Annotated in this window: 25 protein-coding genes and 1 tRNA gene; 17 read left to right on the top strand and 9 right to left on the bottom strand. The window is 55.9% G+C overall.

Annotation, left to right across the window (positions count from 1 at the left end; genetic code table 11):
* From ihfA to JYG34_RS09650, 4 genes are all read left to right on the top strand, one after another.
* Nucleotides 1–303, top strand: coding sequence for an integration host factor subunit alpha (gene ihfA / locus JYG34_RS09635; protein ID WP_009394049.1), 303 nt, complete (start codon nucleotides 1–3; stop codon nucleotides 301–303).
* Nucleotides 284–640 carry a MerR family transcriptional regulator gene (locus JYG34_RS09640; RefSeq protein WP_011533210.1) on the top strand — a complete coding sequence of 119 codons (357 nt, stop codon included), beginning with the start codon at nucleotides 284–286 and terminating at the stop codon, nucleotides 638–640. The genes ihfA and JYG34_RS09640 overlap by 20 nt, the downstream gene beginning before the upstream one ends.
* Nucleotides 641–739: 99 nt before the next feature.
* Nucleotides 740–816: transfer RNA gene (locus tag JYG34_RS09645), tRNA-Pro, on the top strand.
* Nucleotides 817–1,283: 467 nt separating this feature from the next.
* A complete protein-coding gene (locus tag JYG34_RS09650) occupies nucleotides 1,284–5,849 on the top strand; it encodes an AAA family ATPase (protein ID WP_213660467.1) in 4,566 nt (1,521 codons plus the stop codon).
* A 182-nt stretch (nucleotides 5,850–6,031) separates the two neighbouring features.
* On the opposite strand, the gene JYG34_RS09655 is transcribed toward JYG34_RS09650, so the two are convergent.
* Complete coding sequence (locus JYG34_RS09655) at nucleotides 6,032–7,123, bottom strand: HNH endonuclease (protein ID WP_213660468.1); 1,092 nt, start codon at nucleotides 7,121–7,123, stop codon at nucleotides 6,032–6,034.
* A 472-nt stretch (nucleotides 7,124–7,595) separates the two neighbouring features.
* Between JYG34_RS09655 and JYG34_RS09660 the strand changes: the two genes are divergently transcribed.
* A complete protein-coding gene (locus tag JYG34_RS09660; RefSeq protein WP_028688843.1) occupies nucleotides 7,596–7,832 on the top strand; it encodes a hypothetical protein in 237 nt (78 codons plus the stop codon).
* Nucleotides 7,833–7,908: 76 nt separating this feature from the next.
* Nucleotides 7,909–8,217 (top strand): DUF3077 domain-containing protein, encoded by a 309-nt coding sequence (locus JYG34_RS09665; RefSeq protein ID WP_213660469.1) that lies wholly within the window; start codon nucleotides 7,909–7,911, stop codon nucleotides 8,215–8,217.
* Nucleotides 8,218–8,307: 90 nt separating this feature from the next.
* Here the strand turns inward: JYG34_RS09665 and JYG34_RS09670 are convergent, their stop codons facing one another.
* The 3 genes from JYG34_RS09670 to JYG34_RS09680 form a co-directional block, all read right to left on the bottom strand.
* Entirely contained in the window at nucleotides 8,308–8,697 is a 390-nt protein-coding gene (locus JYG34_RS09670; protein ID WP_213660470.1) for a hypothetical protein, read from the bottom strand.
* Nucleotides 8,694–9,257, bottom strand: coding sequence for a hypothetical protein (locus JYG34_RS09675; RefSeq protein WP_213660471.1), 564 nt, complete (start codon nucleotides 9,255–9,257; stop codon nucleotides 8,694–8,696). The genes JYG34_RS09670 and JYG34_RS09675 overlap by 4 nt, the downstream gene beginning before the upstream one ends.
* A gap of 233 nt (nucleotides 9,258–9,490) precedes the next feature.
* The gene (locus JYG34_RS09680; protein WP_213660472.1) at nucleotides 9,491–10,384 is read right to left on the bottom strand and encodes a hypothetical protein; all 894 of its coding nucleotides are present in this window, start codon (nucleotides 10,382–10,384) and stop codon (nucleotides 9,491–9,493) included.
* Nucleotides 10,385–10,475: 91 nt separating this feature from the next.
* Here JYG34_RS09680 and JYG34_RS09685 point away from each other — a divergent pair, with 91 nt between their 5' ends.
* Nucleotides 10,476–10,910, top strand: a complete 435-nt coding sequence (locus tag JYG34_RS09685) for a hypothetical protein (RefSeq protein ID WP_213660473.1) — start codon at nucleotides 10,476–10,478, stop codon at nucleotides 10,908–10,910.
* A gap of 156 nt (nucleotides 10,911–11,066) precedes the next feature.
* On the opposite strand, the gene JYG34_RS09690 is transcribed toward JYG34_RS09685, so the two are convergent.
* The 3 genes from JYG34_RS09690 to JYG34_RS09700 all read right to left on the bottom strand — a co-directional run bounded on the left by JYG34_RS09690 (nucleotide 11,067) and on the right by JYG34_RS09700 (nucleotide 18,004).
* Entirely contained in the window at nucleotides 11,067–12,890 is a 1,824-nt protein-coding gene (locus JYG34_RS09690; RefSeq protein WP_213660474.1) for a hypothetical protein, read from the bottom strand.
* 71 nt (nucleotides 12,891–12,961) lie between these two features.
* Complete coding sequence (locus JYG34_RS09695) at nucleotides 12,962–13,384, bottom strand: hypothetical protein (protein ID WP_213660475.1); 423 nt, start codon at nucleotides 13,382–13,384, stop codon at nucleotides 12,962–12,964.
* 525 nt (nucleotides 13,385–13,909) lie between these two features.
* A complete protein-coding gene (locus tag JYG34_RS09700; RefSeq protein ID WP_213660476.1) occupies nucleotides 13,910–18,004 on the bottom strand; it encodes a DEAD/DEAH box helicase in 4,095 nt (1,364 codons plus the stop codon).
* Nucleotides 18,005–18,546: 542 nt separating this feature from the next.
* Between JYG34_RS09700 and JYG34_RS09705 the strand changes: the two genes are divergently transcribed.
* The 6 genes from JYG34_RS09705 to JYG34_RS09730 all read left to right on the top strand — a co-directional run bounded on the left by JYG34_RS09705 (nucleotide 18,547) and on the right by JYG34_RS09730 (nucleotide 21,773).
* The gene (locus JYG34_RS09705) at nucleotides 18,547–19,032 is read left to right on the top strand and encodes an Hcp family type VI secretion system effector (RefSeq protein ID WP_213660477.1); all 486 of its coding nucleotides are present in this window, start codon (nucleotides 18,547–18,549) and stop codon (nucleotides 19,030–19,032) included.
* A complete protein-coding gene (locus JYG34_RS09710; protein ID WP_213660478.1) occupies nucleotides 19,029–19,742 on the top strand; it encodes a DUF4225 domain-containing protein in 714 nt (237 codons plus the stop codon). Before JYG34_RS09705 ends, JYG34_RS09710 begins: the two co-directional genes overlap by 4 nt.
* Nucleotides 19,739–20,026 carry a hypothetical protein gene (locus JYG34_RS09715; protein ID WP_249746237.1) on the top strand — a complete coding sequence of 96 codons (288 nt, stop codon included), beginning with the start codon at nucleotides 19,739–19,741 and terminating at the stop codon, nucleotides 20,024–20,026. Before JYG34_RS09710 ends, JYG34_RS09715 begins: the two co-directional genes overlap by 4 nt.
* A 200-nt stretch (nucleotides 20,027–20,226) precedes the next feature.
* Nucleotides 20,227–20,514, top strand: a complete 288-nt coding sequence (locus tag JYG34_RS09720; protein ID WP_213660479.1) for a hypothetical protein — start codon at nucleotides 20,227–20,229, stop codon at nucleotides 20,512–20,514.
* A 571-nt stretch (nucleotides 20,515–21,085) separates the two neighbouring features.
* Nucleotides 21,086–21,343 carry a hypothetical protein gene (locus JYG34_RS09725; protein WP_213660480.1) on the top strand — a complete coding sequence of 86 codons (258 nt, stop codon included), beginning with the start codon at nucleotides 21,086–21,088 and terminating at the stop codon, nucleotides 21,341–21,343.
* A 166-nt stretch (nucleotides 21,344–21,509) separates the two neighbouring features.
* Nucleotides 21,510–21,773, top strand: coding sequence for a hypothetical protein (locus tag JYG34_RS09730; RefSeq protein ID WP_213660481.1), 264 nt, complete (start codon nucleotides 21,510–21,512; stop codon nucleotides 21,771–21,773).
* 427 nt (nucleotides 21,774–22,200) lie between these two features.
* On the opposite strand, the gene JYG34_RS09735 is transcribed toward JYG34_RS09730, so the two are convergent.
* Nucleotides 22,201–23,145, bottom strand: a complete 945-nt coding sequence (locus tag JYG34_RS09735) for a carbohydrate kinase family protein (RefSeq protein WP_213660482.1) — start codon at nucleotides 23,143–23,145, stop codon at nucleotides 22,201–22,203.
* Nucleotides 23,146–23,576: 431 nt separating this feature from the next.
* On the opposite strand from JYG34_RS09735, the gene JYG34_RS09740 reads away from it, so the two are divergent.
* From JYG34_RS09740 to JYG34_RS26300, 4 genes are all read left to right on the top strand, one after another.
* On the top strand, nucleotides 23,577–23,879 hold the full coding sequence (locus tag JYG34_RS09740; protein ID WP_213660483.1) for a DUF3077 domain-containing protein: 303 nt from the start codon (nucleotides 23,577–23,579) through the stop codon (nucleotides 23,877–23,879).
* 240 nt (nucleotides 23,880–24,119) lie between these two features.
* The gene (locus JYG34_RS09745; RefSeq protein ID WP_213660484.1) at nucleotides 24,120–24,605 is read left to right on the top strand and encodes an Hcp family type VI secretion system effector; all 486 of its coding nucleotides are present in this window, start codon (nucleotides 24,120–24,122) and stop codon (nucleotides 24,603–24,605) included.
* The gene (locus JYG34_RS26295; protein WP_249746238.1) at nucleotides 24,602–25,006 is read left to right on the top strand and encodes a hypothetical protein; all 405 of its coding nucleotides are present in this window, start codon (nucleotides 24,602–24,604) and stop codon (nucleotides 25,004–25,006) included. The genes JYG34_RS09745 and JYG34_RS26295 overlap by 4 nt, the downstream gene beginning before the upstream one ends.
* Nucleotides 24,948–25,316 carry a DUF4225 domain-containing protein gene (locus JYG34_RS26300; RefSeq protein ID WP_249746239.1) on the top strand — a complete coding sequence of 123 codons (369 nt, stop codon included), beginning with the start codon at nucleotides 24,948–24,950 and terminating at the stop codon, nucleotides 25,314–25,316. The genes JYG34_RS26295 and JYG34_RS26300 overlap by 59 nt, the downstream gene beginning before the upstream one ends.
* A gap of 630 nt (nucleotides 25,317–25,946) precedes the next feature.
* On the opposite strand, the gene JYG34_RS09755 is transcribed toward JYG34_RS26300, so the two are convergent.
* The gene (locus JYG34_RS09755; protein WP_213660485.1) at nucleotides 25,947–26,426 is read right to left on the bottom strand and encodes a GNAT family N-acetyltransferase; all 480 of its coding nucleotides are present in this window, start codon (nucleotides 26,424–26,426) and stop codon (nucleotides 25,947–25,949) included.
* Between the last annotated feature and the right edge of the window lie 84 nt (nucleotides 26,427–26,510).

Below are 26,510 nucleotides of genomic sequence, written 5' to 3' on the forward strand. Positions count from 1 at the left end.
ATGGGTGCTCTGACGAAAGCTGAGATGGCCGAAAGGCTGTACGAGGAGCTGGGGCTTAACAAGCGTGAGGCCAAGGAGCTGGTCGAGCTGTTTTTCGAAGAAATTCGGCACGCGCTTGAAGACAACGAGCAGGTCAAGCTGTCCGGTTTCGGCAACTTCGACCTTCGCGACAAACGCCAGCGGCCGGGCCGCAACCCTAAAACAGGGGAAGAGATCCCGATCACCGCGCGCCGCGTCGTCACCTTTCGTCCAGGGCAGAAGCTGAAAGCCCGGGTAGAGGCCTATGCTGGAACCAAGCCATAACGACGAGCTGCCCCCCATCCCGGGCAAACGCTACTTCACCATCGGTGAAGTCAGCGAGCTCTGTGCGGTAAAACCGCACGTGCTGCGCTACTGGGAGCAGGAATTTCCGCAGCTCAACCCGGTGAAGCGCCGTGGGAATCGGCGGTATTATCAGCGGCAAGACGTGCTGATGATCCGCCAGATCCGCGCTTTGCTGTATGACCAGGGCTTTACCATTGGCGGGGCGCGGTTACGGCTCTCCAGTGATGAGGTCAAGGATGAGTCCAGCCAGTACAAGCAGCTGATTCGGCAGATGATTGCGGAATTGGAGGATGTGTTGGTGGTGCTCAAGAAGTGACCTGGTTGGCGACGAGTGGAAATTTTTGAAAAAAAGCTTCCATTATTCAAAAGGTTAGGTTAAATTCTTCAACGTTCTCAGCGGTATCGAGAATGATGTCGGGGCGTAGCGCAGCCCGGTAGCGCACTTGCATGGGGTGCAAGGGGTCGAGTGTTCGAATCACTCCGTCCCGACCAAAATACTCCAAAGAATCCAGTCACTTAGCGGTGGCTGGATTTTTTTATGCCTTCGTTTTTTACCGCTGATAGAAATTTACCCCACTTTTTGCGCCACCGAGATGTTGATTAGATTTCGTGGGCTGCTTAGTACATCGAAATCCGTGACTGCGGGTTGTTCAGAGCCGTTTACGTCTATGGTTTGATGGTCAGATGCTCGCACCAACTGAATTGCAAATGGTAAATCTCAGTTGGCCGCTTTCGACCCATAGCTGCCCTTCGCGAAAGGCAGCTACCGGCCAAAAGCGGACATTCTGGCTTCTTATTAGCGCCCAACTGATAGGCCACTCCAATCTGAGCTTTTTTATGGCGTATCTGGTTAGGCTGCCCAATTCGCGCCACAAAAACCTCAGAGTGAGTGATAATACTGAGGTGTTTCTTGGCTATCAGCTTTGCAAGGGCGAGGCTATCTGTCAAAAGGAGGTGATATGAGTCTTGCTGGCATACGATCTAACCGCGGTGACGGCTATCAAACCTTGGTTGCTTTTGATTGGGCATTAACCGTCCTATCCGACGAAAACTATCAATGGCTCGAAATTGATTCGATAACTTGTCTGGTCGACGATGTTGTCATTGGAAAAGCTGATGGCACTGTTATCGCATGCCAATGCAAAAAAAATCAAATCGATTTCAAAGATTGGTCTACTAATGATCTCGCGGACGAGCTTGGTAAAGCTGCAAGGCTGATTGGTCAGAATGATAATTCTAAAGTTTATTTTTATTCGAGAAGCAACTTCGGAAAACTGGGGAAGTTAAAAGAATATAGTGAGACTCAGCAAGATGCGAGCGGCTATGAAAGTAGTTTAAGCAACGAAAACCAAAAGACAGACACCACCCTCTCGACATTGCTCAGTTCCTACGCTCCAGGTCTATCAACCTTTGAATTTTTTAGTTGTACAGAGTTTGAAACTAGCGGTACTCTAGGGCGTATGCAAGACAAGTTACGAGAGCGATTGCGTAATATGGTCAGTAATCTGGATGCAGCATTTAATGCACTCTGGGTTCATCTAGATAACTTGGGCGCCCGAATGAGTAGTGATGGATCGCTCTCAGTCGCTCAGCATCGGTTCACCAAATCCAATCTTGAAGCCATTCTTAACAAGGCAGGAGCGCTACTAGTTCCTCCCGTAAATATTGCGGAAGTTCGTGCATCGTTTTCCAGTGTTTCAGCTATCGGAAGATCATGGCGACGTGATGTAGCAGGTCAGAAAATACCCAGCCCCGTCGTGGATGATCTGCTGGATGCAATCAACTCGGGGCGACGCGCTATCTTGCTTACCGGTTCACCTGGTTCGGGAAAAACCTGCGTGATGCTGGATGTACAGGAAACTTTAGAGCGAAACGCACAGCGTTGCACGAGTATCGTGCCGCTCTTCATCCAGTCTCGTGAATTTTCTGACTTGACTACCTTTCAAGATCGACATGCTTTTGGACTTTCTGAACAGTGGGTGAATCAAGCTGCACGTATTGCAGAAAGTGCGCATGTTGTTGTGATAATCGACTCCCTGGATGTGCTATCTATTGCACGGGACCATCGTGTGCTCACCTATTTCCTATCTCAGATAGATCGTCTCTTATTGATTCCAAATGTGAGTGTAGTGACCTCATGTCGAAACTTCGACAGGCATTACGATCGCAGAATTGCGGAGAGACAATGGGAGTGCGAATTCAAATGTTCACCCTTGGATTGGGATGCTCAGATAGCACCATTACTGGACGCATTGGGGATTGTTTCCGTTGACATTGATGCTGTTACGCGAGAATTAATTAGAAACCCTCGGGAGCTTGCATTATACGTCGATTTAGCACTTCTGGAAGGAGGCTTTAACGTCATCACCAGCCAAGCGTTGGCACAGCGTTATCTTGATGGGATTGTACGAGCAGAGGCCTCGCTTGGTGATACTGCGATACGAGCAATTGAACGCATTGCCGCAGAAATGCTCGAATCACGCAGTTTGGTTATACCATATCAGCGCTTTCCTGCATCACCGGAGATTCTGCGATCATTGTGTAGCTTAAACGTGTTGCAAGAAACTCAGGATGGCAAGCTGACCTTCGGGCATCAGACACTACTAGATATTCTAGTCATCAGTGGAGCGCAGAGAGCCGGTGTTACGCTGAACCAATTCATTCAGAGTTTGCCCCCGGTACCCTTTGTTCGCCCCAGTATTCGTAGTTTTGTTGCGCAGTTGGCTCTTGGGGAGCGGCGTGATTTCAGAAAACAGATACGAGCAGTATTGACAGGTAAAGCCGTCTTTCATATCCGGCGCTTGGTTGCTGAGTCTTTTGCAGAACAGTTGCCCGTCGAAGAGGACTGGCCCTTAATACGTGAGTTACGAGGAAATCACCGCGATGTTTTTCAGGTGATATACACCTCCGCCAATGCTGTCGAGTGGCATCGATTTTGGCTTAAGTATCTGGTGCCCATACTTAAGGCAGGGCGAGATATAGAAGGCTACATGGGGCATGTACATCAGATATCTCGCTGGAAGAATGAAGATCCAGAATCAGTTGTTTCATTCTGGCATGAAGCACTGTCTCTAGATTGGGTCGATCACAATCAATTGTTTCAGCAGTTGCCACTGTACTTGTCTGAGTTTTCAGCAGAAAACGTAATCCTAGTTGTTCCGTTGCTTAAGTCGCTTCTGGATACGCCCTCAACCGATCACGACTTCTTAGGGCGCTTGGTCGCTTGCTGCGTAAATGCTGGAGTTATAGGAGATGATCTGCTTTGGCATTATGTGGCTGGTGGCATTGAGGAAGAAGATCTTCTGGAGTACCGGTACGATAAAAATTTGCGCTGCCAATCCCATGAGTTCGGCGATTGTCAGGATAATTTTTTCCTACAACGCATGCAGCAATCTACGAGATTGCTTGATCTGGCTGTGGCGTCGATTGAGCATTGGAGTGCAATACGCAGCTCACGTTATGGAGAAACCCGTGTTGGCTACCGATATGGTTTTCTGAGCGAGACATCGTTCGAACAGACACATAGTCGGCGAGACATGCATCACGTAGATAGCATTGATGCTCTGCTCGATGCAGTAGAGGCCTCAATTCTCCATCATGCAAAAACGCATTCACGCTGGTGGCGAGATAATCGATCGCGCCTTTGTTTCAATAAAGAAGGGGCATTGCTGTACTTTGGGGTGCAAGCTTGCACTGCGACACCAGTAGCCAATATTGATCTGATTGGTTACATGTTGCGCGACCAGAATATCCTTGAGTTTCAACTGAGCTATGAGTTGGGTGCGCTAATTCAATCAGCATTTATGCTTCTAGAGGAAGCAACACAAGATGCTGTGACCGCTACCATATTAAATATTTTTTATGAGTACGCATCGGAATACTGGGTGCTTAAAAAACGTGCGGAGTTAATCCTTGCAGTCCCCTGCTACCTGCGCTCGCCAGAGGCGCAAGCAGTGATTGACGAGTATGGGAAAACGGTTGGAGTAACTGATCGTCAGCCGGATGTTCGTTCATGGGGTGGCGCAGTCAGAGCGCCATTTTCATTTGATGTCTTTCTAGAGGCCAGCGATAGCTCGGTGATGCACCTACTAGCGCACTACAGCGGCTATTCAGATTGGCACGGGGTTGAATTTCTGGTCGGTGGTGAACATGAAGTTGGCATGCAACTTCAAGAGGCTGCCTCTCGGCATCCCACTCGATTCATGAGGCTTTTGCCAAACTACTGGGCTGACATTCCAGAAAAATTTCGCGATGACATCATGGATGGTGTGGCCAATTACATGGCCCGTCGGCATGGGAACCTGCGAGCGGACGAACATTGGATACCTATTGAGGAGCCAGAGGCTACAGCTCTAGCTAGTCAAATTCTCGATGAGCTTGGAAGGCACACTCAGCACTGGCGGCTCCGGCGCTCCGCAGCCAAAGCATTGGAAGCCTGTGCCAATGCTGTAAATAACCTGATTGATGCCGAACGACTTGTATTTTTAGCCATAGCTTTTCTGCGCCTTGAGGAAGTCAGCCCGTACAGGGGTGATAAAGTTTGCTTGATCTCGCTGGGGATCAATATGGCTAAGGGCGATGTAGCCGAAGCCTTAACAATATTAGCTAGTGACGTTCAAAAAATTGGCGGTTCGTTCCCCGAGCTATTACTTCCTACATTGCGTCGTTTTGCAGGAGATGAGCATCCTGCGATTCGCGCAGTAATCCTTAGACGACTGCCTTATTTGCAGAGCAAGAATTTTGAACTGGGCTGGAGCCTGTTTCATGCTGCTATGCGAGATGCAGACGGGCTCTGGGAGATCGCCGAACCCTGCCTCTATTATGCTTATCACAATAATTTTGCCGTAGTAGAACCTTTACTTAAGCGCCTCCGCTGTGAAGGCAAAGAAAAAGATTTAGAAGTTTGGGGGCGTATTTCAGCTTTATGCGCCCTGTCTAAACACATCAATATTACTGATGTGATACAGGACTTGAAGGCTCTTGATGCTACAGACGCATGGCTGGGTGCTGCATCAGTCTGGGCGCATACTGAAAATATTCAGCAGCAAGGTGAGGGGTGCTTTGCTGGGTTGGAAGCAGGGTTAAATGCCAGCGGTGCACATGCCTTGGCTGTTGCCGGAAAGTTTGAGCGTATTTTCGGAGATAAAACTCCCCCTGTTTTTGCGCCTATAGGGCTTATTCGAAAATGTTTTTCGATATTCGAAAATGACAGCCATAGCGAGAGGAAACACCATAGGCTTTACGGTTTTCATAAATGGCTTAACACGATTGCAGAATATGACCCGGAGCTTGCCCTCGAGGCACTCAGAATCTATCTGGCATACGTAAAAAAGAGCCAACCATATCTTTACGACCACGAAAACAGCCTCACCCAACTAATGACAAGGCTCTTTGCAGAAGCAGAAGAACTAGAAGAGTCCGACGAGGGTTTGATGCTGAGAAGTGTTGTGGAGGTACAAGACACTTTACTTTCGCTAAGGGTAAATGGTGTAACCGATTGGCTGAAAGCTGCCGAGCGCCCCTGATTTGGCCTAGATCCAGTAGCTATCTCATAGTGAGTTGACTGACAACTCCTGGCCGCTTTGTGCCAATGCTGAGCGGCCGCATTGGGTCGGAAGCAGCCGTTCACGAGTGGCTGCTTTCGACCCGAAGCTACCATTTGAGGGTGTCTCCGAATCTAGGGGCATTTCAGTTTGACAAATTAAACTCAGCCTTCGATTGCTATAAGTCGCTGCTTCAACTGATCGTTGAGCGACACGCCATTTATGCCTGAGTGAATCTCGCGATGGCAGGACGGGCAGACAGCCCCTACGTATCGAGGGTGGTCTAGGCCTCCGTCGGAGAGCCGATTTACATGATGCGGTTCCAGGTATGGGGTTCCATCTTTCTTAAAAAAGGGAGCTGGCTTGTCACAGCTTTCACAGAAGCCTTTGGCACGCATGAGAACGTAGTGAGCGACCTTTCGACTGCGTTGGTAAATTTTGCGCTGCGCTGATTGGTCCATTGCATTCGTTACCGGCTTACAGGCAGCCAGAGCAGCTATTCGAGCCGCAGATAACGAATCTGCGAGTTCAACCTCTGTCTCCGGCTCAGTTTCGACACTCAGCTCTGGACTGCCCACAGGCACCAATCTGAATACAAGAGCAGTACGATCCTCGCCATCAACATCCGGCTGGGTTCGTTCAAAGACATCGGCGCAGCAGAACTCACCTATGTAGCGATTACCTTTTCCTTTGCCGAGCGATTGGAACAGATGAAGCGCACGACCTGTCTCCGCGTGCTCAGCGACAGCTCTGTTGCCACGATTCAATGTCATAGGCCCACGCTGCCCTTCACCGGTGTAGAGAAACGCACCGTTGTCCCAGCGGTCGGCATAGCCATATTGCTCGCCACTATCGCCTGTAAACAAGAAAATCGCCGGGTAGGTAGCGGATGCCGCTATGCCGCTCTGCCGGCTACCCCCGAATGGTCCGTTGATTTCAGTCACGCGATCGTAAATGGCCCCAGGCTCGAACTGCAGGACTGGTTCTAGACCAGTGCTCTGCAGCTCGATAATGGTAAATCCACGCTTTTCTAAATAGCGGTTTGTGAGGTGTCCGCCCGGGAATTGGCCCACTGCGATACCGGTTGCCAAGGAGACTATTTTCTTTGCTGGGTACGATGTACCCCCTACAGCAATCGCGTAACGGTGGGCAGGGTTCGTCTCCCAACCATGCCACTCTCGTCGTCCTCTAAAGTCGCGGTCAAATTCCAGCAAAGCCTCGTCAATACGTTCCTTCGATACAGCTTTGATCGCCACGTGCGCCGCCCTTTGTCGCCGATGTTTGTAGGAAATTTCCCAATCGTCGCCAAAGTGATCAAACGGTTCAAGAAAAACTGGCAAAGCGCCACTGCGATCGTAGCCTCCGCGCGAGAGTTCGTATGCGTTTCAGGTTCATATTCGTTGTGGCAGCAGGCGTGCCCAGGGTCTACGGAATCGGATTTTCCCTCTTCTCTGTAGTCCGTTTCCGAAACATACTTCTACCCCCTTACAGCCCGTTGCAGCCGCTGCATCACCCATCTAGTCTCGCCAAGTCGCTGCCAATTCAGCGACCGGTTTTGACAGACCGGGAAGATAGTAACGCGCGTGCATGGCCGTCTATGGTGGCTGTACGTGGGGCACTTCGGTGCGCCGGTTTCCTATTTTCCCGGTCTGTCAACCCGCGTACAGCTGCCACCTTTCTGTTTGACAGCAGAGAACGGTAGCTCCATTTGAAAATAGGAGCTCTACCATGCTGAAAATAGTCCCCGATCCACCCCTACACGACAAATACACCACCCACACCCTCGAAGACCTTCTGGTCCAGATCTCCGAATACCTCGTCTGCGCCCTGACTGTCAGCCAGCAGACCGTCCTGCTCCACGCCAAACCCCCAGGCCAGGTCCTGACCCTCGCCGCCATGCACGAAATCGACAGTGCCCGCACCTTGGTGGAAGTGGCGCTGAGCCGCGTGCAATCCCGGCACTGACCTGGCGAGCCTGGGCTCGCACTTGATCTTCACCGATCAGGCCCCGCGCCGTTCGCGGGGCCGCAGGAGGAATGGTATGGATAAGGAATTGCAAATCCCGCGCATCAAGAAACTCGCCACCACCGGCGTCGGGCATTTCGGCGAAGGCGCGCAGGTGAGTGTGCAAGACCCGCTGTTCCGCGTGGTGGCGGGGCATCCGCTGGACCATGCGGTGGAACAGGCGACCGTGCTGATGTGTGCTGTGCACAAGATCAGTGATCTGGCGATGGTGGAGACGGATCATCTGCCTACGCTGCTGACAGCGGTGCATTACCTCAGTGGCATGGCCAAGGCGTTGGCCCAGGATGTGAATCATGGGTTGATGGTTGGGCGGGGGGATGAGTAGGGGGAGGGTATCTGCCTGGGAGCTTGGCTTTCTGGGCTGGCCCTTTCGCGGGCAAGCCCGCTCCCACAGGATTTGTTGTGCACCTTGATGCTATGGCGCCAGGTTCACGCCGTTACAGCGCCCCTTGGTGGAGAAATCATTGATCTGCCGCGCCTTGTCCACCGACATCAGAATCGTACAGCCGCCAGGATGGGCCACGTCGTCCCAGTAGTTGGTATGGACCATCACGTTGCCTTGCATCTCGGCGGTGCTGCCGACCACCTCCTTTTGCACATAGGTGGTATCGCGGTACCAGCCCAACTGCACCCCGGCGCCGCCGGGCAACGGCTCCATGCGCATGGGCGGGCCGAAGAAGTCGATGGCCTGCTTGGCGTCGCGCCCTTGCCATTGGTTGCCCGCCATCAGCTCCGGCAGGGTCGGGATGCAGCCGGCCAGCGCAGGCAGCAACAGGCCAAGGACCAGCAAAGGGCGCGTGCTCATCGTGGGGTGTTCGCCAGCATGTCGTCCAGCTCCTGTACCGCCTGGCTGTTGGCCTGCACGCCAATCAACTGGATGAACATGGCCTGGATGGTGGCGACCATCTTCGCCGCCGGCATCTTGCCGATTGACAGCATCTGGTTGCGCGCGCGGTTGTCGGGGGCGCAGACGAAAGCGAAGGTGCGCTGCAGCCAGTAGTCCTTTGGTGCGACCCAGTCTTTGGCGTTGGTTTTCACATCGCGCACGGCGCCGTCGAAGCGACGTATCGCCCGGGCGCTGTCCAGGCGGATCTGGCGCTGTTTGCACTTTGCCTGCACCTCGTAGGCGACCAGGGTCGGGAAGGCCGGGTCTTCGAATAGCTGCATGACCTGGGCTGATTGCACGCCACCGGGCTTTTGCACGATGCCGGCGGCATCGGCGACGTAGACCTCGTTGTGCAGGCGTTCGCCTTTGCCGTAGATGATCCAGTAGTCGCCGGAGGCGGGGGCGGCGAGGGCCGGGGTGCTGCAGGTGAGGGCCAGGATGGCCAGCCATTGGCAGGGGAGTAGAAGGCTGTGACGCATGGAGTCCTTTCCCGATTTATGTAATCCAGCAAGGACTATACGAGCGCTTGGGGAGTAGGGTCGATTAGCACGGTTGTGCTAATGGCAAAGGGCTGGTAGCGCTCAGGTTACCGAAAGCTCGAAACGCATCCAGCCCATTCCATCATCGTTGTTGCATCGCCTGGCTCATCTTCGGGCTCGGACGCAAGCGAATCGCGAGCGTACCGAGCAGCTCGAAGACTGAGATATGCCAACTAACGCAGTCGCTCCACCGCCGCCGTCAAGGCTGCCTTTACAGACGGTATGGTTTCCACTACCCGTTCCTTCACGTCCGTCCCCTGCAACCGAACGCCGATAAGCACGCTCTTGTCATCCTGTTCGCGTGCGAACGCGATGTAGCCATTTTCCAACGGATGCACGTACTCACCGGACTGTACGTCTGGATAATGGCGCGCCTTGTGGAAGTCGCTGCGTAGGGCGATGACTTGCGTCACGGTCTTGAATGCCGGGCTGAAATTCTCGGTAAGGTAACCGTAACTGTATGCCAGCAGTACGCTGCCCATCAGCGCACCGGTGCTATGAAACAGGTACAGGTTGAGGGCCTTCCTCACGCTGGGTCGATAGCCATAGCCGCCGATCAGCGTGGAGAGCTGCAGCCAGACAGTATCCAGCAGCAAGCCAATCGCGGTGACGGTGAAGGTTGCCAGCGCCAATGGGGCAACGATCATGGCCAATACCCCGAGCCATGACGGGATGTAGAACAGCAGGGCGAGTATCGCCACCGTCAGGTCGAAGCTTTGCGGTGGTAACCCCAGGGTCTCGGCCACGGCGTAGCGGGCGCAGGCTGTGGAGGTCAGCAAGACCAGCAGATGCAGAATGACGATTGGAATCTTGGCGTAGGGCTTCTCCCAGGCAATGCGCAGCCAGCGAGCGAAGGGCAGGCACCAGATGATGAAGCCAAGGATCACCAGCGCGCAGGCTACGGTGCTCGCGGTCGTGAACCCGGGTAAACCCATCGCCCAATAGGCCGCGAAGCTGACGCCGTACGTGGCCAGCGCGGCAGCATAGAAACGTTGTGGGATGGAAGATTGCCTGTAGCGGGCAAGCAACTTTGCTTTAAGCGATTTCATGTCGTCCGTGAATTCCATTTCAGTGGCACGCGCCGGGTGGGAAACGATGGCCTGACCGCTTACGATAACAGCCTGGGTCAATCGATCCGATGATCGCCGGAGTAAAGGGATGGAAGTCACGCAGCGGTCGCAAAGGCGTCAGTTGGCGCAAATGTCATCCGCACAGGCGGCTGACTGGCTGCTGTCCACCTACCCGATAGAGTCGCCCGACTGGGGCGAGGGGCTGTTCCTTATCCCTCACCGGTCCTGGAAGAAAAGCGATCAACTGCGGTTGGCGCGACATTACCTGCAAAAGGTCCCTTATGCTTCGCAGCGCGGTTATCAGGTGTTCGCATCATTCATGTCCGTTGCGTCATTGCTGGGCTGCATTCGTGAGCAGTTGCCGCTGAATCATCCGGATCTGGAACTGCTGCTCTATCATTTGCAGCCGACGCTTGCGGCTATGGCCAAGCACGGCAAAGATGCCGAGCGGGTTGCCGAGTTCCTTGGCGAGCTCAAGGGGCAGGGGGCTGCCCCATCTTCGATGAATTCATCCAGCTTGTGAGCCGCTCGTACCCATACCACTGTCAGCTCAGTCCATGACTACCGTTACATTGGCAAAGACATGGCTGACATGGCGGCATGGGCCTGCGTGACGCACTTTGAGCTGGGGCTTCCAGGATCTGTACCAAGGTAGCTCGTGTGTATATCGAGCCTGGTGTCAAACCGCTCGTTCCAGCAGCCTCGCCTCGGCGATCTTCCCGTTCTCATAGCGCAGCAACACCTGACGCTCGCCCTGATCGAACAGCGACTGCTGCAGTTGCTGGGTGTCCCGCGGGCCTTGGGTCAAAGCGCTGGTCAGACCGTCCAGTTGCGCCGTGAAGCTTTGTTTCAGCGAGGCGTCGAGGCTGAACATGCGTGAGCTGGTCAGTTCCATCTGCGAGTTGTAGATGCTGCGGCTCTGGTTACCGATTTCCTCCAGTTGGCCGAGACTTTCGAGAGCCTTGGCCGCCTGGGCGCGATAGCGTTGCAGTGGCTCGGCCAGGTAGCGCAAGGCACAACTGACCACCTGCAGCTGTGCGGTTTGCAGGTAACCGCTGACCCAACCCTCCATCTTCGTCAGGCTGCCCTGCAATGCCTGGCGGGTGCTGTCCACACCGAACAATTTGTCAGCCTGCACATCTTGGGCGTGCTTCAGTTCTTCGTTCATCTTGCGATCGAAGTATTTGGCCAGGGAGGTGATCTGGCTATGTTGATTCTCAAGTGTCTGGCGGGCAATGCTGTCGATGCCTTCTTGCGGATAGTGATCGAGCACGCCTTGGGTGTACTCGAACATCCCGGTCAGCTCTTCCCACTGTTTTTCGTCCAGATCGTGCTGCACGGCATCCAGTTGACGCTTGATGGCGTCCAGCTTCTCGTTGATGTCGTGCAAGTGCTTCTGGCCCACCGCCGAGGACACCGCGTTCCACACCACGCCACTGAGCAGCACGTTCTGCAGGTCTTCAGGCAGTGACAGGCTGGCCTGTTCACTGATCTTGCCGCCGGTACGCACGAAGGCCCGGACGCTGCCGTCGCCGTTGGCGTTCTTGGTCAGTGTCTCGAACGGCAGGCTGCACACCACGTAGTTGCCGCTAGCCAGCTCGCCCATGGCGGCCAGGCCGGGCACATTGGCCAGCAGCGGGTTGAGCGCACTGATCTGGTCGGTTGGCAGTGAGCGATGGGTACCTGCGGGCGGGCGTTGCACGACGTTGAGCTTGAGCAATGTGCCGCCCTGGCCGTCCTGGACCACCAGATCGGCCGTGGTCTGGGAAGCGGTGGCCACTGGCTGGGTGTCGGGGCGTGTGGCCGGGGGCGTGGCGGGTGCTTCCCGGCGCAGGCGGATCCAGCCCATCTGGGCAACGAAGGGCACGGTCACGCGGTAGGCTTCAGCCACGCTGCTGTGCAGGCCCACGCCGGCCGTGAAGGCAGCGCCGAAGGGGTTCAGGCGCAATCCGGTGGTCGCGGCCATGGTGAACAGTGCCGCGCTGCGCGAGGCGGAGAGGCCGATCATGCTGGCGGCCCCTTTGGGCAGCGCCTCGTCGAGTTTGAACAGCCCGGTCAGCACCTTGGTGCTGGTGGCCCGCTCGAAACGCTCGCTAGCCGGTAGCTCCCGCCAGCCGGCACCGAACAGCGCCAGGGCGATCTGGCGTTCCTTGTCCGCCACGCTGGTTGCGCCGCTGCCGTTGAGCTTCTGGTACACGTCGTTGACGATCTCGGCGTAGGGCACCGCCGATTTCTTCAACAGGCGGCGGGCCAGGTTCATTGCCGAATGCCCGCCGAACTGCTGCAGCTCATGGCCCAGCAAGTCGAGCTGCTGCTCGGTATAGCCGGCCGGTCGCGAGCTGTGCTTGGCCTGTACCAGCTGCTTCTTGATGTCTGCATCCAGGCCGGCGCGGCCCCGGGAGAAGTCGGTGATGATGTCCACCAGAATGTCCACTTCTTCGGGCGTGGCGCTGATGAGGCTGGTGAACAAGTCGTTGTCGCAATCGATTCCTGAGGTTGCCATCGTGTGTCCTTACCTTCTGAGCGGTGTACCGGGAAAAGGGAGCTGGTGCCCCCGCGCAAGTTGGGGTGGTCTCAAGGTACCAGCCAGGTGCTGGTCGGCTTGACGTCGCGCTGAATGGCGACAGCCTGGCAGTGCTCCAGTATCGGCAGGATATAGGTGATGACGACGGTGCCTGGACGACCATCGGGTTGGCGACGAGCGGCGTGGCAGAGCGGGCCGGCGTTAGCTGACGTTCGACTGGAACCAATTTCCACAGCGTGTGCTTCACCGAAGTGACGGTTGCTGGCCAGGTAATCCAGCGTTTGCTGGAATGCCGCGCGGGTCAGGGTGACCAAGCTGTTGTTGGTACCGGTTACCACCTCTACGTGGTCGTTGCTGACCGCCGCGATTCTGAAACGGGTATTGCTGGCATTGGAGGGCGTTTGCAACTCCGTGCCCTGCAAGCGGCTGATCAGTGCCCAGAGAGTGTTATCGACCTGGGTAATGTACTGCATGGCGTTACTCCTTGTTGTTCGCTGGCCGTCTCCCTAGATTAGCGTGGCTTGATATCCGAATGACATCATCCTTTGGACTTACCCGTGTAACGATCCGAGGTGGTCCTGCAACTGCATTTAGAGTTGCAGCGGGTGTCATACCGCATGTCGCCTGCATCGCGGGGCAAGCCCGCTCCCACGATGATTTCGATGGTACCGATGGCTCTTCGCGAAACGTGCCTTCGTCTCTTTAATCTTGTAGCCCTTGGGCTACTAAAGTGAGGTTGTCTACGTTTTTTGTAGCCCACGTGACACAAAGCTATCTGGATGAACAACGGTCTGGAGTTGCTTGACCATGATCCTTGACGTCCTTGTCCGTTCAAGGCTCGTGGCCAGCTTTACCGGGCGCGTGACGAATAACGCGGCGATGATCGAACAGCTTTGCGAGTCTTAATTGCTGGGTAAAAGGAAATACCGCTCGGGGTTGCCGGGTGAGGCTTGCTGCGTGCCTTACCTTCCCGGCAACCCTGAGTTATACCCACCCGATCATTGCAGCGACCCCGCAAGCAGCGCCAACAGAGCATCAGCATCCATTTTGGCACTCACTTCACCGCCCTCCAGCAAGCTGTCGGCCAGGTCTCGTTTGCGAGCATGCAGGGCGACGATCTGCTCCTCGATGGTGTTCTCGGCTACCAGCCGGTAGATCGTCACCGGACGCTGCTGGCCGATGCGATAGGCACGGTCACTGGCCTGATCCTCCACCGCCGGGTTCCACCAGGGATCGAGGTGGATCACATAGTCGGCGGCGGTGAGGTTAAGGCCGCTGCCGCCAGCTTTCAGGCTGATGAGGAAGACTTCACCCGCGCCAGCCTGGAAGGCATTGACTCGGCTTTCCCGTTCCTTGGCGGGCACGCTGCCATCGAGGTACTGGTAGGCGATGTCTTTTTGCTCGAACCAGGTACGGACGATACTCAGGTGATCGACGTACTGGCTGAAGATCAAGGCCTTATGGCCATTGTCCAAAAGCTCTTCGACGATTGCGGTGACAGCCTGGAACTTGCTGCCAGGCAGGGTCGAGCCTGGAGTCACCAGGGCCGGGTGGCAGCAGAACCGTCGCAGACGGGTGATCTCCGTGAGTATCTGGAATGATCTGCCTGCTCCGGGCGCCAGATCAGAGACATTGCTCACCGCTTGCTGGCGAAGGGCCTCGTAGAGGTGAGCCTCTTCATCGGAGAGCGGTACTTTGTAGGTAATCTCCGTGCGTGCGGGTAATTCATCGAGCACCTGGCTTTTCAGGCGGCGCAGGATAAAGGGCTGGATAAGCGCTTTCAGAGCCCGTCGGGCTGCTGCATCACCCTGCTCGATGGGGGTAGCGAAGCGGCTGTTGAAGTGTTCCTGGCTGCCGAGCAGCCCTGGGTTGATGAATCGGAACAGGTTCCACAACTCGCCCAAGTGGTTTTCCAGCGGGGTGCCAGTGGCGACCACGCGGAAATCGGCCTGCAAGGCCATTACCGCTTGAGAGCGTTTGGTCTGGGCATTCTTGATGGCCTGGGCCTCGTCCAGCACAACGCTGTGCCAGTGGCAGGCGGCGAAGGCTGCGCTGTCCTGCTGCAATAGCCCATAGCTGGTGATCACCAGGTCGCCGGGGCCGAGACCTGCCAGACTGCGCGCTTGCTGATACAGATGCAGTTTCAGTTGTGGCGCGAAACGCCGGCTCTCAGCCTGCCAGTTGAGGGTCACCGACGTCGGTGCCACGACCAGTTGCGGGCCACCGGCGGCCCGCTGCAGCAGAACGGCCAGCAGCTGTACCGTCTTGCCCAGGCCCATGTCGTCGGCCAGGCATGCGCCGACACCCCATTGAGCCAGGCGTGCCAACCAGGTGAAACCCTCATGCTGATAGGCGCGCAGGTCGGCCTGCAGGGTGCGAGGGAGCAGAGGCTGGAGGTCGCGCATCGACTGCAGTTTTTCGAGGTGCGCCTGCCAGCTTTTATCGGTCTTGAACTCGCTCACCTCGGCGGCCAGCCCGGCCAGCAACGGGGTAGTCAGCGGGCTGAGGCGAAGGCCTTGGTCCGTGACCCGATCAGCCAGATACGCCAGTTCCTCCAGGCGTTGGCGCAAGCGCTTGTCGAGTGCCAGCCAGTCGCGCTCGTCGAGCTTGAGGAAGCGTCCAGGGCTGGCCTTGAGCAGTTCCAGAAGCTGGCGCAGTTGCAGCACTTTGCCGTCATCGAGTGCGACTTCCCCTTGCAGGATGAACCAGTCACCCTGTTTGCGCAGGCCCAGCTTGAGCGCGTCGAGGTTCAAGCGGCCCTTTATGCGCAGGCGCTCGCCCTCTGGCCAGACGCAGTGCAGCAAGTCGCCGTCCAATGCATGCAGTTCGCCGAGTACCTGCAAGGCATCCTGAGGCTGGTCCAACTGCCATTCCTGGCCATCGCTAGTGGCGTTGGCCAGGCCGGGGCAGGCATGCAGTACCTGTTGCAGTGCCTGGCGTTCGCCCTCCAGGTCGCGGCAGACCTGCAAGGGTTTGCCGTCGCGCTCGCCAAGCACGTTCTGTGCGCCCTGGCCCGGGCGAAACCAACTGCTCTCGGCCAAAGGGCGCACCAGCAGTTGCAAGCGCAAACCCTCGGCAAGTGGCAGCAAATGCGCGTACAGGCGCGTATCGGCAGGTTCCTGTTCAAGGTTCACCGAGAGCTCGGGCAGGTCCGAATGGACGGGCAGCAGCGGTGCGATGGCACTGACGGCTTCGATCAGTTGCGCCTTGCCCGATTGCGGTACACGCAGGCCGTCGCCGATGATCCTGGCGATCTGGCGCAGATCGCTGTTGACCGGGTAGATCTGCAAACGGGTCGGTGTTTGCTGATGAATGTAGAAGGTGTCGGCGGTGACGATGCCCTGCGGCTCGAGGCGCAAATGGATCTGCCCGTCCTCAGCCTGAAGGTGCAGGCTGGCTTCGCCTGCCTGTAGATCGATGTGTGTGTCGGGGGCATCGTGCCAGAACAACGCCGGATGGCCGACTAACCTGGGCAGGGCCATGCCAAGCGGCAATTCGTACTCGGCGTGGGAATAGTAGGACTGGCTGACCTGGATCGTGCTGATCACCTGGCGGTCTTGTTCGCTGAGAAAGTCCAGGCTGTCGCCCTCGTCCATCAGGCGTTTGAGTGCCACGGGGCGGCCCTTGCTCCATTGTCCCTTGGCACCCAGTTTCTGCTCGCGCGGCTCAAGCTGGTTGCCGTAGCGATGAAGATTCAACAACCACGCCAGGCGGGTGCTCTTCTTGCCAGCTGCGGAGGCCGGTGCATTGGCCGGTTTCAGCTGGCTCAGTGCGCTAAGGGCATGCTGCCAGGCTTCCTGGCGCTGAAGCAGCGCAGTCAGTGGTTTGAAACCTGCATCGTGATGCAGGTCGTGAAGCTGCCGGGGCACGCTGAATTGCATCGCGATCAGGGCGTCGAATTCTGCCGCCAGCCAGTTGTAACCCTGTTGATCGAGTTCGCCTCGGTAATCTTCCAGCTTCGCGCGCCAATCGGGCCCACGCGCGAGTGGGGCATCCAGCCAGTACAGTGCCAGGGAGAGCATCAGCCCATCCAGACCATTGAGGGTGGTTGACCGCAGGTAGGACAAGTCCGGCGTGTTGCCTTGCAATCGCTCGAACACCTGATAGAGCGCGGGATAAGCGCTGCCGTAGTTTTCCTTTGTACCTAGAACCAGTGCCTGTTTGAGCGCAGCGTGGTGCTGGCTGTCGTTCTCAGCGATCAGCGCCAGGCAGTACAGTGCATTGAGCAACGGTGGCAGGTCGATTTTGCGCTTTTTGGTCTGTTTGCGCTGATCGGTGAGCCAAGCCCGCAGCAATCGCAGGGTCTCGTCGGGCTGGCCGCGCAGCATTGACTGAAGGCATTTTGTCGTCAGAGGCAGCTCCTGCTCACCATAGTGTTGCAGCACCGCCCAGTCGCCACGCCAAAGCGCCTGTTGAATCAGTTGCAGGCGCAATGCGGGGCATGGCCTGAGTGCCATCTCCTGCTTGGCCAATGCATAGCTCTCGGCTACCGGCCCCAGCAGGTCGTTGTTCAGGCGCAGGTGATCCTCGATCAGCAGCCCACGTACCGTCTCGTCCAGTTTGCCGATCACTTCCCGCCCGGCCGGATCGCACTGCAGGAGGCGCATAGGGTGCTGGGCATGCCACTCGCTCACGGGGAGCACCCTGTACGACAGGTACAGCGACTCGGGCAGTCGCTGGCTGTCGCCGCTCAGCAGGCGTAGCCAAAGCGCTTGCAGTACTCGGGATCTGCTAGGCATTTGCCATTGCCCAAGTGCAGGCAAACTGGCGTTGATCCGGTGCAAGCGCAGGCCCCCCTCGGCTGTGCCCAGCAGGCTGAGGAGCACGCTGTTACGACACTGAGCCGCCACGCAGAAATACAGGCCTTCGTTGCGCTGCTCTACTTCGATCCAGCCTTGGCTTTGCAACCACTCCAGCAAGGCGGGTAAGGTCGTGGCGTCAAGCAGCCTGCCACCATCGTCACGGATCTCCATGGCCCGCAGCAGTTTGAGCAGCGAGGTTTTACCTTTGCCAGGAACCGAGGTTACCAGCGCATAGAGCACAGCCTTGCAATGATCAGGCAGCGAGTGGGGGGAGAGGGAGAGAAGGGGCATCTTTGGTCTCTGTCGTGCGGTTGTGGCACGGGCGGCATCGTTCAAGTCACCTGGTAATGCCCGCGCTGAGGTCGGCCTCGGCAGCAACTTGTCTCCATGCCTACCTATTGCAGTACTTGGTTCGGAATACAAAAAACCGGTGAAAGAGGATAGCACCAGGCATCGCTTCAATGCGGGCGTTTGGAAGGTTACTTGGCCGGACGCCTGGCGTTCACCCTGATCGAACAGCAATTGCTGCAGTCGTCGGGTGTTCTGTGGGCTTCGAGCCAAGGAGCTCTCAGACCTTCCAGTTGTGCCTCGAAGCGTAGGTTCAGGGAGTCTTGTGGCTGAGCATGCGTTCGCTGGCCGTCTTTCTACTTGCATCGCGGGGCAAGCCCGCTCCCACGATGATTCCGGGCTGCCGACGGCTCTTCGCGGAACGTGCCAGCAGCGGTCGAAATAAACAGAGCGTTCCGCGCCCGGTGAATATTTGGGAAGCGTCTGGCATACAGCCTGTTCTCGTTTTCGTAGGCTGCACCCCTTGTCTACAGGGAGAGCAGACCATGGCGTTCAACGGCTACATGAGTATCAAAGGCAATCGACAGGGGTTGATTTCGGCGGGGTGCAATACCCAGCCATCCATTGGCAACAAATGCCAGCTCGTGCACCAGGACGAAATAACGGTGCTGTCCTTCAATCACGCTATTGCCACCCCTGATACCAACCAACGGGCTGTGCATCAGCCCGTGGTAATCACCAAGCACATCGACAAGGCCACACCCTTGCTGGCCCAGGCCGTGGACAGCCGGGAAGTGGTCGACTGCGATATCCAGCTGTACCGCATTCATTCGGCGGGCCATCGGGAAAAGTACTTCTCCGTAAGGCTGGAGGGCGCGGTGGTCGTCAGCCAGGAGCTGGACGTGCCCCACGTGACACTCTTGACCGATCAGGATGCCGAAGAGCGGCTGCTTATCAGCTATCGGGCCATCAGCTGGATTCATCACGCTGCCGGTACTACCGGGTACGCCACGTGGGGGGAGGAGCTATGAGCCAGCGCGAAGAATATGGTGGGCGGCTGGATGAGGCGTATTGGGAGGTGAATGCGGCGGCGTCTAGGTTGATCAGTTATGGCTGTGGGGGCAGTGCCAAATACCTGAGCGATCGGCGGTTGCGGATGCAGTTCAATCGGGAACTGGCTTATTACGCGCGGCGAGTTTTGGATGATGTGTACGACCGTAAATCCAGTGCTGGGGATGCGCTTATTGAGCTGAGGAATGAGAGGGACAGGCTGAAAGCTCAGTCGAGGCGTATCGGCTTGCAGGCGGTGGGAGTCGTTGGTGGAACAGGCCAGGTGATTACCGGTGCCGGTATTTGTTACGCATCGCTTGGATTGCTGTGCGCTACGTTGGGATCACCGATGATCGCGCACGGAGGGAATAACATATATGAGAATGCCCGAGGTTTGTATGAAGGGCGAGAGGGTGTGGAAGGACCGGTCAGGAAAGGCTATCAGGCGGTCTCAAAACGCTTAGGGTATACCGAGCGGGAGGGGACACTAGCCTATTTGGCTGGTGATGGGGCACTGTCGGTAGGTGGCTTAGTTCGGTTAGTGCCAAAGGCAGATGCGTGGAAGCTTTACAAGTATTATCTGTTTGACAAGGAAATGGCGGTGCGGCAGATGAGTAAGTTTGCCGTTTTTGTGGAAGGCCTTACGAGTGGTGCAACGGCCTATCAGTTTAGTGAAGAAGCTAAGAAGTGAGTGTCTTTGAGTTTGTACTGGTGATTCTGGTGGATGTGCCGGTGACGCTATTGCTTCGGCGGTATTTATACTCTGAAAAGAGTAGTGTGCTTCAGGAAATACTAGCTCATTTGCATGGTTTTATAGCGGGGGTGTTTTATATGCTGGTTTTGAAGGAGGATAAGACATTTTTCGTAGAGATTGACTATGGAGAAAATTTTTATCGGGATCTCATAGTGCTGAATGCTGGTACGCTGATCATGGTTTTTTTTCATGCATGGTCTATTTCTGTTCGTCACAAGTGATTCGGCCTTGTCAATAAATTTTGCTATGGCGGTGGGGGCGGGCTCTGTAGCAGATTTTGGCTTTCACCTCGCGAGGTGTTGATTGATCCAAGACTTTGGCAACGGTTATTTGGAGAAGTAGTGGTGCGGTAGGTGAGTAAGTTTAGTGGTGTTGTGGGGGATAGTATGGCCGCCTATCAGCTTTGTGATGAATATAAGAAATGAGTGTGTTTGAGTTTGTGCTGCTGATTTTGGTAGATGTACCAACGACCCTCCTGCTCAGACGCTATTTGTATGCCGAGGCGAGAACTGCATTTCGAGACACACTGGCCTGTCTTCATGCATTCCTGGTAGGAGGGCTCTACGTGACGTTCTTGAAAGATAACGAAACATTTTTCGTGGTGATCGATTATGGCGAAAACTTTTACCGAGATTTGATAGTGCTTAATGTTGGGGCTGTAAGTATGATTTTCTTCCATGCATGGTCTATTACGATACGTCACAAATGATTGTGTTTTGTGCGTGCTCTATACGGGTGCTACTGAACCTGTGTGGCTCTTCCCGCATTTAGGTGGACGGGCTTTTCGCGAGTAAGTCTACTAATTTTATGAAAGTATGCAATAAGTGAACGTATTTGAGTTTGCTCTGGCTATTGTCGTGGATGTGCCGGTGACGTTATTGTTTCGACGATATTTATTTTCTGAAACGAGTGGTGTGTTTCGGGAAGTGCTAGCCATTTTGTATGGTTTTGTAATGGGGGGTTTATGTGCTGCTTTTGAAAAATGATAAAACGTTTTTCGTGGTGATCGATTATGGTGATAATTTTTATCGAGACCTGATAGTGCAAAATGCTGGTGTGTTGATTATGGTTTTCTTTCACGCATGGTCTGTTTCGGTGCGCCACAAATGATTGGGTCTTGTAGACGGATCTGCTTAGGTGTGAACGTTATGCTGCTGTGACGCATTCTAGACTTTTCAGGGGGTATTGGAGGTGAGTTTTGTGGTGTTTGTCTTTTTTGCGATATTGGATGCTTTTGTGGGGCTGAAGTGCTTTCGACGAATCAGGGCTGATGCTCCTGTATGGAAGGTGAAGGTGTCAGTGCATTATTGCATATTTCTGCTTGCAAATTATTTATCGTTGATGCTTGGCAGAGGTTGGCTTGTGGTAGTCGGTTCGGAAGGGCTGGCGGATTATCAATTAATTGTTTTCTTGGTTTCTTTTGTTATGGTGGTTTTTCATCTTTTGATTCTTTAACTTGGCCTGTTTTGTGTCGCTGCAAGGGCTGTCTGGACATGACTGCTTTCCATATCTTGGCCACGTTTTCCCTGGGCGTATGAGCGCGGGCAGGGGCACCGATCGTGAACAGCCAGGGCTGACTATACGCCGAAAGGTTTCAAGGCGAGATACTTGGCGGCGGTGATTCGGAAACCGAGTAAGACCGTATAGGGCTGAGGCTGCAGTCAATACACTCACCGCAAATGATCTATGTAAAGAGTGTAATAAGTGACTATGACAGGTTTGCTATTCTTCATTGGCTTTGATGTCTTGTTCACCCTTTGCTTTGCCAAGCTTGTGCTCCGCAGGAGAGTGCTGGCAACGCTCATGACCATTTTTAGTATTGTGATGATAGCTGTTTATCTGAAGCTGTTTGGTGGTTCGGGCTTGATCAATTATTCGTTTGACTATGGTGATGGATTTGAGAGGGAGCTGAATGTCGTGGTGACTATAAGTGTTGCTATGATTCTGTTTCATGCTTGGTTTGTATAGGCTTTCTCAGCTAAGCTCTAAAACCAGTCAATGCCCGAGGGTGTAGAGCGTCATGAGCGTTCATGCATCAGGAAACGTTCAGTTGTTTTGGCTAAATTGGAAACTGACATGAAATGTGTGATTGCTTTGACGTTGGTGCTCGCAGGTTGCGGCGGCACGCCAAGCTTTTATCAATACAACCACGAACGACAGTTTAATTGTGACATGGACCCGAACCTGCAGATGTGCGCCAGCCCAAGGGATATCAGCGGCCATGGCGAGAAGCGGTAACAGGCCGCGCTAGGGGCGTGTCAATAGACCATGGACGGGTAGAAGGCTCCTGTTGCGAATCGACGGCGTAGCCGGGGCGGGAACCGTGTCGTCTGCATCGCGGCTAAAGCCGCTCCTACAGGGGGCGCCAACTGAGGGATCTGTGTTGCAGCCGTTTTCAGGGGATCGAGGGAAGTTCGCGTTCAATGGGCAAGTCGGGGCCTACACGGGAGCAGGTAATCGCAGCGGCTCGGATTGCATAGGCCAGTATTGCGTCGATCGTTTCCCGGTCGAGCAGCGCCACCCCTGCGGGGCTGTCCGCGCCAAGGCGCGCCAGATAGGCGAGCACGGCCGCTTGGAAGGTGTCGCCTGCGCCCACGGAGTCGTGAACGGGTAGCGAGGTATCCGCCGGGCGCTGCCATGATCCGTGCGCACAGTGCACGCTGGCCCCATCGCCACCGTGGGTGATGAACACCAGCCGGCACCGTTCGTTCAGCCAGCCACGGGCTACATCGCGTGCCTCTCGGCCCGGATAGAGCAGGGCGAGGTCTTCCTCACTGGCCTTGATCACATGGGCATGGCCAGCAAAGGCTTCCACCTGCCGCCGCCACAGCGCCACATCCGGCTGCGGATTGAGCCGCACATTCGGATCAAGGCTGATCAGCCGTCGGTCTCGCTCGCGCTCCACCAGCGCCATCAGCGTATCGGCCACGGGCTGCACCACCAGGGTGTACGAGCCCACATGCAACCCCCGCACGCGCTCATCCAACACCGGCAGATGCTCCAGCATCACCTGCCGATCCGCACACCCGTCACCGCGAAACTGATACTGCGCCGAGCCATTGGCATCCAGCCCGACCATGGCCAATGTGGTCGGCGCATCGCTGGTCACCACGTAGCGGCAGTCCACCCGTTCCTCTTCCAGCACCCGGCGCAGCCGGGCACCCAGGTAGTCGCTGGACAACCCGCCAAACAACGCCGACGCCACCCCCAACCGCCGCAAGCCAACCGCCACGTTGAACGGCGACCCACCGGCAATCGCGGTAAACCCCAGCTCGCTGCTGCGGCTGCTGCTTTCCAGGCTGAAGACATCGAACAGGGCCTCGCCACACACCAGGTACATGCAGTGCTCCAATCCAAAAGATGAGACCGACGCTAAGCGCGCCGACAGGTTATCCCGATACCGTCGATGTTTGTTGGGGGCAGTCCATTCTGTAGGGGCCGCCTTTGCCGGCGAACGCCGCGCAGCTGCCCTCACTGACAAAAAGACCTTGTTGCCGAGGGCTTCTGCTGGCAATAGCGCTCGCCAGAATTGTAGGTCCTACAGCCATTCTTCCGATGATTGTGTAGTCCTTTTCCTAAAGGGGCGATTTTCCCCCTTTGGCCATTGTCGCAGGTGGATACGCGCTCTAGTCTCGCCCTGCCCACCGTGTTTCTTCTTCCAGGGGCGGCCGGGCTTCTGGGCAGAACGCCGCGCAAGGATCGCGCGGTCTGGTCCGGGGGCCCTGGAGGGTGAAACGCGGCGGGCTCTTTCTTTTTCTTGGGGGTGAGGTCATGGACAAGGACGAGCAAGCGAAGGGCACTGGGGACCCGAAAATCATCAGCCTGGTCGAGCGCACCAAACGGCGTTCGGTGCGCGACTGGGTACAGGCGATCCCCGGGTTGCCGACGGAGGACGTGCTGCAGGAAACATCCATCATCCTGGGCTGCATCACCGGGCTGACGTACCAGGCATTGAGCAAACCGAAAGAGGCGCAGACGCTGATGCGCGCCACGTACTACCTCAGCGGCATGGCCAAGGCGATGATCGATGGGCAGTTGCCGGCGAACCAGGCTGGCAAGGGTGAGCGCGAGTGATACCGCCGGGCCTGTGCTGAACGCAGGCAACACGGGTTTCACACAAGCCGCTTCCGACACCTTCGGAAGCGGCTTTTTCATGCCTGCTCGGTGGGGCGCAGGGAACAAGACAGGGCAGGGTGGAGCGCCGACCTGGGATAAACATCCCGTGTAAAAACGGGCCGGCAATTTCAGACGTAGCTGGCATACACGGCGGTGTCGAGCCCATAGCCTGCATGCTGGTCAACAAGGAGTCGACCCATGGCTTATCAAGGCTACATGCGTATCACCGGCAAGCTTCAAGGCCTGATTTCGGCAGGCTGCGGTTCCCAGGCGTCCATCGGTAACAAGTGCCAGGCGGGGCACGGCGACGAGATCATGGTGCTCTCGTTCAATCACAGCCTCTCCAACCCCATCAATGCCATACGCACTACCCACCATCCGGTAATGGTCACCAAACTCGTCGACAAGGCCTCGCCCCTGCTTGGCCAGGCGGTGGATGGTCGGGAGGTGGTCGACTGCGATATCCACTTCTATCGCACGCACCCGGCAGGGCACCGGGAAAAGTACTTCTCCGTCAGGCTCGAGGACGCGTTGATCGTGGCTCAGGACATCGACGTACCCCATGCGGTGCTGATGACGGATCAGGAAACCGAAGAGCGGCTGTACATCCGCTATCGCACCATCAGCTGGATTCATCACGCGGCCGGTACCAGTGGGCACGCCTCGTGGGGGGAGCAGTCATGAAGCAGAAGGATGAATTTGACCTGCGGCTGGATGAAGCGTTCTGGGAGGTCAATGCAACGGCCTCTCGATTGATTAGTTATGGTTGTGGTGTCAGCGCTCGGCATTTGCAGGACCGGCGGTTGCGGATGCAGTTCAATCGGGAGCTGGCGTATTACGCAAAGCGGGTGGTGGAAGATGTTTATGAGCGAAGAGTCAGTCCGGATGAAGGGTTGGAGTCCCTTAAAAAAGAAAGTGTATATATCCAATCTCAAAATCGTCGCATTCTGATGCAGGCCATGGGTGTAGTGGGGGGGTGTCGGTCAGGTACTGACAGGTGCGGGTATCTGCTATGGGTCAGCGGGGTTGTTATGTGCATTCGGCGGGAGCTCTCTACTTGCGCATGGGGCGAACAATATTTATGAGAATTCCAGGGGCCTCTATGAGGAGCGTGAGAATGTTCGAGGTCCTGTAAGGGCGGCCTATCAGAGTGCTTCAAAAGCCCTGGGTTATGGCGAACGTGGGGGAGATATAGCTTATCTGGGTAGTGATATGGCTTTGTCAATAGGTGTACTTTTTAGGCCTGTGCTGCGACCTGACGCTTGGCGGCTATTCAAATATTATCGGGTGGATAAAGAAGCGGCTGTCCGACAGATGAGCAAGGGCGGGGTTTTCATTGAGGGAGCAGTGAACGGAAATACGGGATACCAGCTTTATGATGAGTACAAAGAGTGACGTGGTTTAGTTTGTGTATGCTTGTCTTGGTTGATGTTGGTGTCTCCCGTTTCTTGTGGCGGCGCTCTCTAAGTACTAGGGTGGTTGGAGTTTTATCTAACCTTTATGGTATGGCAATGAGCGCAATTTATGTGGGGGTCTTTGGTGGGAAGGGGGTGGTGGTATTTTCGTTTGATTATGGGGCAGGCTTTGTGTGGAATTTCTATGCGGTGATGACGGTATGTGTGGGCATGATTATTTTTCATGTTTTCCATGTTAGGTGAGTGTGGGGTGTGACATCTATACAGCTGGAGGAAATTTCAATGTTCGAATACGTCGTTTTTGTGATCTTCAGCTTGTTGATGACTGCCTTTCATCGCTGGACAATATGGTAGGGGTAATACCTAATACGTGTGCTGCATGGCACCGGCTACGCCGGTGATCGCGGGGCAAGCCCGCTCCTACAGGGTGGTGCAGGCCGGGAAGGCTGCGTTGTCACGTGGAGAACAGAGCCCTTTGTAGGAGCGGCTTTAGCCGCGATGCAGGCAACGCGGTGTCAGGCACCCGCCTTGCGGGTGATCGCGGCTAAAGCCGCTCCTACAGAAATCGTGAAAAATCAAATGGATACGATTATTCCGTGACCCGCACGCATCACCCTTCGGCAAACTGCCGCAACCGCTCGCCATCCAACCGGTAGCGCACCCATTCATCCTGTGGCTGCGCCCCCAGCGACTGGTAGAAACCGATCGCCGGTTCGTTCCAGTCCAGCACGCTCCACTCCAGGCGGCCGCAGTTGTTCGCCAGCGCCTCGCGGGCGATGTGCCGCAGCAGCTTGCGCCCGGCGCCGTCACCGCGTTGCTCGGGCGTCACGTAGAGGTCTTCCAGGTAGATGCCATTGCGCCCCAGCCAGGTGGAATAGCTGTAGAAGTACACGGCAAAGCCGATGGCCTGGCCGTCGCGCTCGCACATCAGGCTGCGCACGGTGCTGCCTTCGTCGAACAGGCTGCGCTCGATATCGGCGAGGGTGGCCACCACTTCGTGGCGGGCGCGTTCGTAGTCGGCCAGTTCGGTGATGAAGGCGAGGATCTGCTGGGCGTCGCCGCGCACCGCAGGGCGGATGGTCAAGCTCATGGCATGTCTTCCTTGTGAAAGGCTACGGACCGTATCAGTAATGTGTATCTGTGCATTTTTCACAAACTGTACCGGTCGAGTTTC

It is taken from the genome of Pseudomonas entomophila, assembly GCF_018417595.1.
GTDB classification, from domain to species: domain Bacteria; phylum Pseudomonadota; class Gammaproteobacteria; order Pseudomonadales; family Pseudomonadaceae; genus Aquipseudomonas; species Aquipseudomonas entomophila_C.